The organism is Edaphosphingomonas fennica (assembly GCF_003034225.1).
In the GTDB taxonomy this organism is placed as follows: domain Bacteria; phylum Pseudomonadota; class Alphaproteobacteria; order Sphingomonadales; family Sphingomonadaceae; genus Sphingomonas_E; species Sphingomonas_E fennica.
In genome coordinates this window covers 1-10,434 of the sequence record NZ_PHHF01000060.1, presented here as the reverse complement: position 1 = coordinate 10,434, position 10,434 = coordinate 1, and the positions used below count along the sequence as shown (strand labels likewise).

Below are 10,434 nucleotides of genomic sequence, written 5' to 3'. Positions count from 1 at the left end.
TCCATCGTCAATACCGAATGCCACGTTCCCAAAACGTTCTCCGACTTGGCCAAAATCGCAGCTTGGGGCCGACTGGGCCTCAAAGGCATGGCCCAACAAGCATTCGGCAATCGATCGGAACGCGCCAGCGTCATTCTGGGAGATCAGGGGCAACTGGATCTGGGCGATCTTGTGAGCACGCCGACGGTCGCGGCCAATGACGATGAAGCGCCAGAAGACAAGCCTGTGATCAAGCGCCCGCGCGCGAAGCGCGGCATAATGGCGCTGCCCGCCCATCTTGAGCGGGTAGAGCAGGTGATCGATCCGCAGACATTGGATTGCCCTTGCTGCGCAGGCAGGCTCCACAAAATCGGAGAGGATGCCAGTGAGGCCCTCGACTGGGTTCCGGCCATCGTACGCGTCATTCGTACCGTTCGCCCTCGCTATGCCTGCCGCAATTGCCGTGAGGGGGTTATTCAGGCACCAGCGCCCCGGCGTGCGATCCCGGGCTCGATGGTCACCACCTCGACGCTGGCCTGGATGGCCACAGCGCGATTTGCATGGTCAATCCCTCTCAACCGGCAGCTTCAGATGCTGGCCGGACAGGGCGCCATCCTCGATCGCGCCCTACCAAGCCGCTGGATGCGCAAGATCGCATGGTGGCTGAGATCTCTGTATGAATTGCAACTCGCGTACATCCATGCGCAATCGCGGATTTTCTGTGACGAGACGCGGATGCCGGTCCTTGAGAAAGGAAGAAAACGAACCCGGATCACGCAGTTCTGGGCACATGCCTGCGATGATGGTCCCTGGTCAGGCCCGGCGCGACCGGCGGTGGCATACATTCACGCGCGCGGCCGCGGGCATGCCGAAGCGCGCCAGCAGCTAGCCGGCTATCGGGGCATCCTCCAAGTCGACGGCTATGGCGCCTACAAGACGCTGGTCCGCAAGGGGACGGAAGGGGTCGTGCTGGTCTTTTGCCTTGCTCATGTCCGTCGCAAGTTCGTGGACGCCTACCGTAAATCCCCGTCGCCGGTGGCCGCCGCGATCATCGGCCTGATCGGCGAGGTCTACGTGATCGAGGCCCGGGTGCGTGCCGGCAATGCCGCAGATCGGTTAGCGGCCCGCCAGGCGGAAACCTGTAAGGTGATGGCTACGATCAAAACGCAGATCGACGACATGCTGCCCAGGCTCTCACCCAAATCCGATCTGGCAAAGGCGATGCGCTACACCCTCAACCACTGGAAGGGCCTGACGCTATTCCTGGAAGACGGGCGTATCGAGGTCGATACCAACACCGTCGAGCGCGGGATGAGAAATGTTGCCCAAGGCAGAAAGTCGAGCCTTTTTGCCGGAAGTGAGGAAGGAGCCCGGACTTGGGCGGTGCTTGCCTCGCTTCTCCAGACTGCTCGCCTCAACGGCCTTGATCCCTACACCTGGCTCAACGATGTGCTCGAGCGGATCGTGAATGAAGAGGTGATGATCAACGATCTGCACAGCCTGTTGGCATGGAACTGGCGCCCTGCGACTGATCGGCTAGAAGCGCTGGTAGCATGAGCTTCAAACGTCAAACCGCATCCGGCAGAACGCTCTCATTAGAGCAGCTCGAAATCTGGCTCGATACGCTTGATCCGCCGGTCGCCGGTGTCTCCTCGATCGATGGCTTCCTCGCGGCGTTGGCTGCCGGCCCGTCCATCATCAATCCGGACATATGGCTCAAGCGCATCCTGCGCGAACACGTCCAAAGCGCCCGATCGGCACCCGCGCGCCGAACGATCCTTAAGCGCTACAACCAGATCTGCATCGAGCTTGCCGAGTGCCCTGAGGTCTATGCGCCGATCTATATGCGGACCGAGGACGGCGAGGTCCTGCTGGAAGACTTTGCCAATGGCTTCTTCACCGCAATGCATCTGGACATGGACGCATGGAAGCCCTTCGTGTCTGATCGAGACTTCGGCCTGCCGCTTGCAGTTATCCTTGGCCAAAGCACGATCATCGATGGCATATCATGGATCGACCAGCTCCAGGATCCTCTCGCAAATCAGGCTCTTGCAGATACCTGGCGGATGATCCCCCAGATCATCTCCTTCATCCATGACCAGTGTGCCTTTGCAAGAACCCTGACCGTACACTGAAGCCTCTCCACATCCCACGTGGGGTCGGTGCAGCGGTTACGACGTCGATATAATACTGCGAGAAGATTCCAGCCTTCACCCTCGCCGTGGCTCCGTAGGCGTTGCTACCCACGTAGCTGCCGAGTGACGTGAAGTCCTTGAAAGCTTCTAGGGATATCGTCGTGCTTTCGCTGGTATCCGAATAGTCCTGATTCTCCCGAGCCGGAGAAATCCGCGCTTGTTGCGTTTCAGCGTTATAGCTGAAATGATCGGCAAGTGGGACTACCGCTACGATGTTTTCTCCGCCTAGTAGGCGCGTAACTGTATCGCCTCGGCGTTGGACAAATTGCTCTGTTGTCTCGAACTCCGTTTTTCCTTGTGCCGTATCCATATTCGATAGCGGCTTAAGAACGCGTGCGAGCGGAATTATTGATGCGGCACGGGCTGCGGCATTGTCACAGGTGACGCCGGCAACACTCGATGCGTAAGCACTGGCGCTTGATGCTGACGACGCCACGCGCACTGGCGTAGCTTTTTTAACAACGCGCCGTTGGGCTTCTACCTGTCCCGAACAGGTCAGCGTCGTGCCGACCACTAAGGCCGTCCACAGTTTCAGCATACCCCCGCCCTTCTGCAAATTCTGATAAAAGGATCACGCCGCTTCGAGCGTCGGGATACGCGCGATGATATCGGCGTCCTTCACCGCCTGCACACGGAGGTCGAAGTTGCGCTGCATGTTCACCCACATTTCGGGCGTGGTGCCGGTGAGCTTGCCGATCCGAAGCGCCATGGTCGGGGTGACATCCTGCTTTTCGGCGAGGATATCGTAGAGAGTCTGCCGCGACACCTCGATCAGCCTGGCGATCTCCGCCTTGGGCTTGTTGAGCGCGGGCAGAATGTCCTCCCGCAGCAGCTCACCGGGGTGCATCGGGGCAAGGCCGGATACGAGCTGGTTCATCATCTGTCTCCTGTCCGGGCCGATCCCGGATCATCATGCGTCTCTATATAAGCTCTATATGTAAACTAAAGCCTTACATGTCAAGCATTGGCTGACAGATTTTTAGGGGGGCACGCCCCCTCAATGATAGTCCTCGATGTTCACGTCGATCGCATTGCCGTCATCCCAAGCCCATGTGACCCGGTAATTGCCGCTGGCATCGACTGCGTATCGTTTGGGCTTGGTGCTCAACCCGTGAAAGCGAAAGCCCGGAACATTCATGTCCTCGGGCTTCGCGGCTGCATCCAGCGTGAGCAGGATGCGACGAACGCGGTTGTGGTTCTGGACGGGAAGTTTTGAGCCATCTCCCTTGGTGGCGAAGGCTTCGAGCGCCTTGCTGGTGTATGTTTTAATCATAGACACATTGTAAGGCATTTCCTGACATTTGTCAAGCGTTACCTTACACTCTGCCGAAAACGATTCTTCGGCGGCAACCCTACCGCCCGAATCCGATATCCGGCCCGTCACGCCCACGCTGACGGTCCAGCTCCTGCTCTCGCTGCCGATCGCGATCACGCTGCCCCGGTTGGTCCAACTCGATCGCCGGCATTTGGTCGCGCTGGGCTGACTGGTCGAGCGCCGGCACCGCCTCGAACCCGCCATCGCTGCTGGTCTGCAACCCCGATCGCATCGCCCGCGCTGCGCCCTGGACCAGGCTCGACATGCCCTGCATCGCCAGTTCGGCCCGCTCGCGGAGCTGGTGGGACCATTCCATTATCCGCTCCTGACCACGCTCGATGTAGAAGCCCAGCCCTCGCTTCTCCATGATCGCCTCGTTCATCTGCCCGCGCGGGGTGACGGCGTGCGGCTCCTCGCCGGCCGCGATCTGCTCGCGCTCAGCGCGGCGCTCGATCGCAGCCGACGCATGGCCCATCTTCACGGTCGGCTCGATATCCAGCCCCTGACGCTCGTAGCTGCGATGATCGACCCGCTCGGCCACCTGGGCGTGTTCCAGCGCGTCGTTGACCATCCCGGCCCACCGCTCCCGGATCGCTTCCACCTCCACCGAGGCCGTCGAACGCACGTCGAGCTGGCGCGTCTTCGCCCCCAGCCCCTCCGGCCCGACCTCCCGCGTCGTCGTCGTGACGTGGGCATGGTGGTTGCGATCGTCGCCATAATCATGGGGGGCATGGATCGCCGCATCGACCGCCACCCCGTAGCGGTCGCGGATATTCTCCGCAAAAGCACGAACCAGGTCGCGGCGCTGGCCGGCGTCCAGCTCGGCCGGTAGCCCCAGCTCGTATTCCCGCGCCACCTTGGCGTCCTTGCGCTTCTCCGCCGCCTCGGCCGCGTTCCACAGCGCGGAGCGGTCCTGCGCCCACTCCGCGCCTTCCGGCGCGATGATGAACGCATCTTCGACGCCCCCCCGTCGCGTGTAGTCGTGCACCAGGCCGTCGCGCTCATTTTCGAGACAGACGCCGGCACGATACGCGACCGCCGCGACCGCGCTGCGCCCGGTCGAGCGCGACACCGATTTCACCGCCAGATGGTAGATCGCCATCGCTGCGCCTGCCTTCTTCAACGTGGTCCAGCAGCGTTGCGCTGGTCGGGGTGTGGGGCGGAGGCCCCGCTGTCGCAAAGCGACATGGGTGCAGGGTATCCCTGCCGCACGCATTACGCAGTAATGCTAAAGTGCGCCCTTGTCTCCTATCGTCATCTCGGGTGGCTTCGCTTGTTGGGTTGAGCTATAGTCGCTTCGCATTCATACTTTCGGGTAGGAAACATGGCGGCACCGACACCAGAAGCGATCGAACAGGCCCGCAAACGGGTCGATCAGGCCAAGGCCCGTCTCGACGCGCTCAATGCCCGTGTCGCTGCCGAAGGTCGTCGCCTCGATACCCGCCGCAAGATCATCCTGGGCGGGCTGCTCATCGATGCCGCCAGCAAGGACAAACGCTTCGCCGGCATCGTCTCCGAGCTGACCCACCGCATCAGCCGCGATCAGGACAGGAAACCGTTCGAGGGCTGGACGCTGCCCGGAGAGGAACGCTGATGGAGCGCGACCGCGAGGACGATCCCCGTCGCCTGCTCGAACAGGCCCGCCAGCTCCACGATCAGGGACGCGGAAGGGGAATGGCTCGTGGCGGCAGCCGAACCGATCCCCCAGCTGGCAAGTTCGATCCGGCCGAGTTCGACACGCCCTCTGACCCGCCGCCCTCTGCTGCCGGTCGTGCGCGCGATGCTGCCGACACCGCCCAGGCGCACAGCTTCTTCTCCCACCTCGACACCAACATCCAGCGCGTCCTTGCCGGCTTCGGCACCCTGCGCGACCTGGTGTCCGACGTGCGCGCCAGCCTCGCCGATGCCGCCGCTAGGGACGCACAGCGTGCCGAGGACGAGGAAGCCCGTGACAAGGCCATAGCGGCTCGCCTGGTCGATCCTGCCGCCCTGGAGGCCCGTGCGGAGGCCGGAGCGCGTCGTGGAGCCACGGACGGCCTTGCCGGGGCGGGGGAGGCCCTGCGGCGTCGGATCGACGCTGACACGGCCGCGCACGCTGCCCTGGCCGATCGTTTTGCAGCCGATGCCGCCGATCGCCGCGCCCATGAGCAGCGCCGGCGCCGGTGGGACAGGTGGTGGAACGGCGCGCTTGCCGGCTTTGCCCTGCTGGTGCCGATCGCCGGGGGTTACGGCTACTACTTGGGTAACGGGGCCGGCGATGCACAAGGCTATGCCCGCGCCCGTGATGAAACGGCTGCCGCGAGCTGGGCTAACACCACCAATGGCAAGCTCGCCCGCCGCATCGATCAGGCCAGCGAACAGACCATCCCCGCCATCGCCGCCTGTCCCAAGGATCATGGCTGGAAGCGCGAGAAGCGCGACGGGGCATACTGGTGCTTCGGCGCAAATCCCGACGCCAAGACCTACAGCGGGTGGTTGTTGCCATGAACCTCGATGATCGCACGCGCACCTGGCAGCTCATCATGACCGGCAATGATCTCCGGCGCGTCACGCTCGACACCCAGACTGACATGGCGCGGTTGCTCGACCTCGATCCCTCCATTTCGCACCTGACGCTGGAAATCGGCGACGTGTCCGTCCACGTCGCCCGCGACTGGCCCAGTGACCAGTACGAGGAAGCCGGTCGTCTGATCGATCGTATCGCCGCCTCGGGCGTGTCCGCGATCGTCGTCCACGATGGCAACGGCAAAACCCCTCGCCGTGTGACGCCCGGTGAATGATCGGGTACCGCTCTCACCCCGCCTCCTTCCTCGCCAAGCTAGCGGCCGATAGGCCGCCTCTGTGACGGCGTAGCCGGCACGCATCATCAGCGCATCGGCCGAAGGCCGATTCCGCATTGTCATCATGCAACGCCAATCTCGCGCGCCTGCGATGATTCTAGATTCTACTGATTCTATGATTCAGGGGTTGCTTGTTATCTGATTTACAAAGGAAAAATGGCGCAACCTACGACAAATGGGGTGCCCAGTTACGACAAATGGGGTGAGCACCTACGACAAATGGGGTGCCCAGTTACGACGGATCGGGTGCCCTCATGAGGAATGGGTTGGCTATGCGATCTATGACATTGACATTGATCTTATGTCGTAACTGGCTAAGCTTATGCCGTGCCTGACGACCTCCCTATCGGCCGCACGATGAAGGCGGCTTCCACGATCTCGGTTCGTGACGGTCATGCCATTGTCAAAGCCGGCGAGTTCATCGAAGCACGGTTTGGCGCGGGTACGTCACCCTCTTTGGCGGCCCGCAAGACCCTAGCTCTTCTAATCGCCAAAGCTGCCGGCGAAGCGTGGCGACCGGGATCGCACGTCATCGCTAAGCGCGATCTGCGAGGCACCCACAACGCCAATGATCGGATCCAGGACACTCTCGATGAGCTGATGGATGTGAAGTTCCAAATGCCTTCGACCTCGGCGCAAGGGCGTGCGGCGACGCTTACCGCTGCCCTGCTTGCCTGGACGCTCAACGAACATGCGGAAGACGGCCGGGCCACCGTCGAGTGGGAGTTCACGGCACCGGCTAGGGCGATTCTGCAAGGGAGCGATTACTACGCTCGCCTCAACCGGGCGGCTCTGCTCGCCTTCCGGTCGAAGTATGCGATCACCCTCTATGAGATGGGTTGCCTGCTGGCTGGACGGCGTAGCCCCACATGGTCCGGAACGGTCGATGAACTACGGGAGCGGCTTGGCGCACCTTCTAATTCGATGCCTAACTTCTCCGACTTCCGGCGTCTGGTGCTGACACCTGGCAAAGCCGAAATTGACCAGCTCGCCGCCTTCACGATGGACTGGTCGGAAAAGCGCGGGGCGCGGGGCAAGATCACCCACGTCACCCTGACCTTCACCCCTAAGGACGACGACGCCACTGACGCCGCGGCCGATGAGGCAGGACGCCATAGCAGCGGCCGAAAGGCCCGCCGGGAAGGGACGACAGAAACCATCGTCAACACCGCCAGCCTAATCGCCTCGGCGGCTTCTCGGCTATCGGTTTCGGACACCCTACGCTGGCCGGCCGACGATCAGGTGGACGAGTTCAAGACCCCGGAGCTTCATGCAATCGGAATGGCTCTAGGCGGTGGTCACTCCGTGCAGCGCCTAGCGGATCAGTATGCTCGCGTCCGCCCCGAACAGCGCCGCAAACTGGTAGGGGACGCTCTCAAGGCGGATTGGACGAAATGGGTTACGGGGTGTGCCACCAAGTGGGGCCGGGTCTGATCGTTTCGCCACCTGACCGTTTCTGCTAACGGTTAGCGGATTATGTTTTGAAACGATCTGCAACAGGGACGAATGAGATGGCTTACACTCTTGGAGAAGCCGCAAAGGCAACGGGTATCAGCAAGGCTTCCATATCGCGTGCCATCAACAGCGGTAGAATTTCTGCGACAAAGAAGGATAACGGCTCTTTCTCAATCGAGCCTGTCGAACTGCACCGGGTGTATCCTCCAAAGTCAGCCGCACCAGTAACCGGAACGCCTTCTGAAACGCTACGCAACAGCAATGCTGACATCCGTAACGGGTCGGATTCCAATGTGTTGCAAGCCCGTCTTGATGCTGCTTTGGAACAGTTGCGCGATCGTGATGGTACAATCGACGATCTTCGCCGTCGCCTCGATCAATCGGATGAGGAACGACGTGAGGCTCAAGCCCGAGTGATCGGACTGCTAGCCGGACCCGGCCCCACGGAATCCAAAAGAGGTTTTTTTGGTCGCCTATTTGGTCGCCCTGACGAGTGACCGCGATCACGTCCGCCAAGTGAGATTTACACTCCCATCTTGAGGTCGAGCTTAATCGTGTCGCCGGGCATACCGGTCAAAACGGCGATCTTCTCACGGGCGAAAGCCAGCACATCCGCAACAGTGTTAAGCGACGGGCCTGCCTCGGCCGGGATAGCCTCTTCGGGCTCCGGAGCGGCTTCATCGGCCATCTTCCGCACATCCTTGGACACGGTGCCTTCCAGTTCATCGATACTGAAATTCGCGATACGCGGGTACTCTTCCGCGATCCCGTGGCCGACCTGGCTGATTACCGCATTGTCTCCCTTATCGAGCATCACCCACATGCCGTAGTTATTGCGGACGGTGTGGCCGTTCTCGATCCGCGCAGCATAGGACGCATCGAACCGCTTCTTCACCTCGTCGGCGGGAAAGAGATACACGTCTACGTTCTGGGGGTTCAGCCGATCATCAACGGCAGCGACCAGAACAAGGTCCACGTCATCAAGAGTCTTCCAACGCTTTCCATCATCAAGCGGCGGGAAAGCTACCCAGCGGTCGCGGGTGGTGCGGATGCTGGCAGTCTGCGTCTTGCCATCCTTGGTCAGCTCATAGGTGTTGGAGAGACCACGGCCAGGCTGCTTCTTGAGAGCATATCCCTGCTGACGTGCGCCTTCGAGGGCGGCGCCAACCATTAGGTGCCAAGCGGCACTTTCCCCCATTTCTTTCAAGCGCGTCATAACAATTCCCCTCGTTGCCGATTGTCCCGAGCACTGATTCGCCGCGCGACAAGGCTTATTAGGAATTGTTGCCGCACTTATGCAAGAACAATCGTATAAGTCCCGAATTATCCCGGCTTTGAACTGGCCTGAAAGCGAATTAGCACGAATTGGTATGAGGGTTAAGCCCGATTACCCCTGTCGGCGCGACAGCCGAGATATTGTGGCCTGATCGACCCCGAGCAGCGCCGCGACGGCGCGCTGCGTGTCGCCCTTGGCAAGCCGCTGTAACGCCTCGGCCTGCTGGTGAGGGGTGAGGGCCGCTCGCCGGCCGAACTTCACCCCACGGGCCTTCGCCTGGTCGCGGCCGGCTGCGGTGCGCTCCACGATCCGCTGGCGCTCCCAGCTCGCTGCGATCCCCAGCACGGCGATGACGACCTCGGCAAACTGCGAGGTCGTATCCACCATAGGCTCTGCGATCGAGCGGAAGCCGGCCCCTGCCTCCTTCACCGCATGAAGGATGTTTAACAGGTCGCGGGTGTTGCGAGCCAAGCGATCCGTGGCCGTCACCATCAGCACGTCGCCGGCATCGAGCGCGCCGATCGCGCGCTTGAGCTTCGGCCGCTCGGCCGACGCGGCGCTGGCCTTCTCCTGGTAGACCTTCACGCAACCGGCAGCGAGGAGCTGGGCGGCCTGCTGGGTGAGGTCCTGCCCGTTGGAGGAGACGCGCGCATAGCCGTAGATCATGCGATCATTGTGCATCAGATATATGCATCACGGAAGCGCCCGGATTTCCGCCGTTTCCGACACGATGCAGAACCTATGATTTTTGCATCAGTACAAGGTGGTTGTTGGACAACCGCGCTTGTCGGCCTTGACGCGGAAATCCGCTGTGACCACATGGGAGCCGGGCCATTGTAACTGATCTCAATCCTAATCTGACACTGACAACTCTCGTAACTTGATCTTGAGGCCCTCGGTCAAACCGCGCTGCAAAGGCAGCGCCGTGAGGTGTTGTCGTGCAAGATTCCAAACTAGATCACGTTAAGCTATTTTTGGATGCTGGCCGTCCAAAGACGGCAACTGCGTTAGACTTTGCAAGGTTTATACCTTGGGCTGCTATTCCTGCATCTCTTCCTAGCGCGTTGAGCTTTATCGAAACGCTCTTGCGATGATCGTGCCTATAACAGCCATCGCGGTCTACTTTTATAGAAGCGAAACATTGGACACGACTTCTCCGTCCTTGACGATCATCATGCAGGCTGCTTCGGCCTTGACGTGGTATTCTTTGAAGGTGGTTTGCGAGGGGTCTTTGAACGTTGGCCGTTCATAGACGCTTCCGATCGATATGTAGGGCGCGATCAAGCGCCCAACTAGGCCCAGTCGGCCCGAAGCTGCGATTTTGGCCAGGTTGAAGAACGAACACTGAACGCTTGATTGATTCTACCAGGACCG

At 61.0% G+C, this 10,434-nt stretch carries 13 protein-coding genes; 7 read left to right on the top strand and 6 right to left on the bottom strand.

Annotated elements, in window-relative coordinates; all coding sequences use genetic code 11:
- The first annotated feature begins 45 nt into the window (after positions 1-45).
- The gene (gene tnpC / locus CV103_RS14440) at positions 46-1,536 is read left to right on the top strand and encodes an IS66 family transposase (RefSeq protein ID WP_425443880.1); all 1,491 of its coding nucleotides are present in this window, start codon (positions 46-48) and stop codon (positions 1,534-1,536) included.
- The gene (locus tag CV103_RS14435; protein WP_107395344.1) at positions 1,533-2,114 is read left to right on the top strand and encodes a UPF0149 family protein; all 582 of its coding nucleotides are present in this window, start codon (positions 1,533-1,535) and stop codon (positions 2,112-2,114) included. Before tnpC ends, CV103_RS14435 begins: the two co-directional genes overlap by 4 nt.
- Here the strand turns inward: CV103_RS14435 and CV103_RS22190 are convergent.
- From CV103_RS22190 to mobQ, 4 genes are all read right to left on the bottom strand, one after another.
- Entirely contained in the window at positions 2,068-2,712 is a 645-nt protein-coding gene (locus CV103_RS22190) for a hypothetical protein (RefSeq protein WP_146163436.1), read from the bottom strand. The two genes, CV103_RS14435 and CV103_RS22190, sit on opposite strands and share 47 nt — an antisense overlap.
- A gap of 33 nt (positions 2,713-2,745) precedes the next feature.
- Complete coding sequence (locus CV103_RS14430; RefSeq protein WP_236711418.1) at positions 2,746-3,051, bottom strand: HigA family addiction module antitoxin; 306 nt, start codon at positions 3,049-3,051, stop codon at positions 2,746-2,748.
- A 120-nt stretch (positions 3,052-3,171) separates the two neighbouring features.
- Complete coding sequence (locus tag CV103_RS14425; RefSeq protein ID WP_242003437.1) at positions 3,172-3,564, bottom strand: type II toxin-antitoxin system RelE/ParE family toxin; 393 nt, start codon at positions 3,562-3,564, stop codon at positions 3,172-3,174.
- A complete protein-coding gene (gene mobQ, locus CV103_RS14420; protein WP_107395343.1) occupies positions 3,527-4,591 on the bottom strand; it encodes a MobQ family relaxase in 1,065 nt (354 codons plus the stop codon). Before mobQ ends, CV103_RS14425 begins: the two co-directional genes overlap by 38 nt.
- Before the next feature lie 222 nt (positions 4,592-4,813).
- Here mobQ and CV103_RS14415 point away from each other — a divergent pair, with 222 nt between their 5' ends.
- From CV103_RS14415 to CV103_RS14390, 5 genes are all read left to right on the top strand, one after another.
- The gene (locus tag CV103_RS14415; RefSeq protein WP_019054706.1) at positions 4,814-5,083 is read left to right on the top strand and encodes a hypothetical protein; all 270 of its coding nucleotides are present in this window, start codon (positions 4,814-4,816) and stop codon (positions 5,081-5,083) included.
- On the top strand, positions 5,083-5,976 hold the full coding sequence (locus CV103_RS22185) for a hypothetical protein (RefSeq protein ID WP_019054705.1): 894 nt from the start codon (positions 5,083-5,085) through the stop codon (positions 5,974-5,976). Before CV103_RS14415 ends, CV103_RS22185 begins: the two co-directional genes overlap by 1 nt.
- Positions 5,973-6,269 carry a hypothetical protein gene (locus CV103_RS14400; RefSeq protein WP_107395340.1) on the top strand — a complete coding sequence of 99 codons (297 nt, stop codon included), beginning with the start codon at positions 5,973-5,975 and terminating at the stop codon, positions 6,267-6,269. The genes CV103_RS22185 and CV103_RS14400 overlap by 4 nt, the downstream gene beginning before the upstream one ends.
- Positions 6,270-6,656: 387 nt before the next feature.
- The gene (locus CV103_RS14395) at positions 6,657-7,763 is read left to right on the top strand and encodes a replication initiation protein (protein WP_019054701.1); all 1,107 of its coding nucleotides are present in this window, start codon (positions 6,657-6,659) and stop codon (positions 7,761-7,763) included.
- A gap of 77 nt (positions 7,764-7,840) precedes the next feature.
- Positions 7,841-8,281 carry a MerR family transcriptional regulator gene (locus tag CV103_RS14390; RefSeq protein ID WP_107395339.1) on the top strand — a complete coding sequence of 147 codons (441 nt, stop codon included), beginning with the start codon at positions 7,841-7,843 and terminating at the stop codon, positions 8,279-8,281.
- A 26-nt stretch (positions 8,282-8,307) separates the two neighbouring features.
- Here the strand turns inward: CV103_RS14390 and CV103_RS14385 are convergent, their stop codons facing one another.
- Entirely contained in the window at positions 8,308-9,000 is a 693-nt protein-coding gene (locus CV103_RS14385) for a hypothetical protein (RefSeq protein ID WP_026150027.1), read from the bottom strand.
- 171 nt (positions 9,001-9,171) lie between these two features.
- Complete coding sequence (locus CV103_RS14380) at positions 9,172-9,741, bottom strand: recombinase family protein (RefSeq protein ID WP_245896853.1); 570 nt, start codon at positions 9,739-9,741, stop codon at positions 9,172-9,174.
- Positions 9,742-10,434: the final 693 nt, after the last annotated feature.

Coding starts and splice junctions, on each gene's coding strand:
- CV103_RS14430 (WP_236711418.1), bottom strand. CDS start 3,051: ATGAACCAGCTCGTATCCGGCCTTGCCCCGATGCACCCCGGTGAGCTG.
- mobQ (WP_107395343.1), bottom strand. CDS start 4,591: ATGGCGATCTACCATCTGGCGGTGAAATCGGTGTCGCGCTCGACCGGG.
- CV103_RS22185 (WP_019054705.1), top strand. CDS start 5,083: ATGGAGCGCGACCGCGAGGACGATCCCCGTCGCCTGCTCGAACAGGCC.
- CV103_RS14385 (WP_026150027.1), bottom strand. CDS start 9,000: ATGACGCGCTTGAAAGAAATGGGGGAAAGTGCCGCTTGGCACCTAATG.
- CV103_RS14400 (WP_107395340.1), top strand. CDS start 5,973: ATGAACCTCGATGATCGCACGCGCACCTGGCAGCTCATCATGACCGGC.
- CV103_RS14435 (WP_107395344.1), top strand. CDS start 1,533: ATGAGCTTCAAACGTCAAACCGCATCCGGCAGAACGCTCTCATTAGAG.
- CV103_RS14390 (WP_107395339.1), top strand. CDS start 7,841: ATGGCTTACACTCTTGGAGAAGCCGCAAAGGCAACGGGTATCAGCAAG.
- CV103_RS22190 (WP_146163436.1), bottom strand. CDS start 2,712: ATGCTGAAACTGTGGACGGCCTTAGTGGTCGGCACGACGCTGACCTGT.
- CV103_RS14380 (WP_245896853.1), bottom strand. CDS start 9,741: ATGCACAATGATCGCATGATCTACGGCTATGCGCGCGTCTCCTCCAAC.
- CV103_RS14415 (WP_019054706.1), top strand. CDS start 4,814: ATGGCGGCACCGACACCAGAAGCGATCGAACAGGCCCGCAAACGGGTC.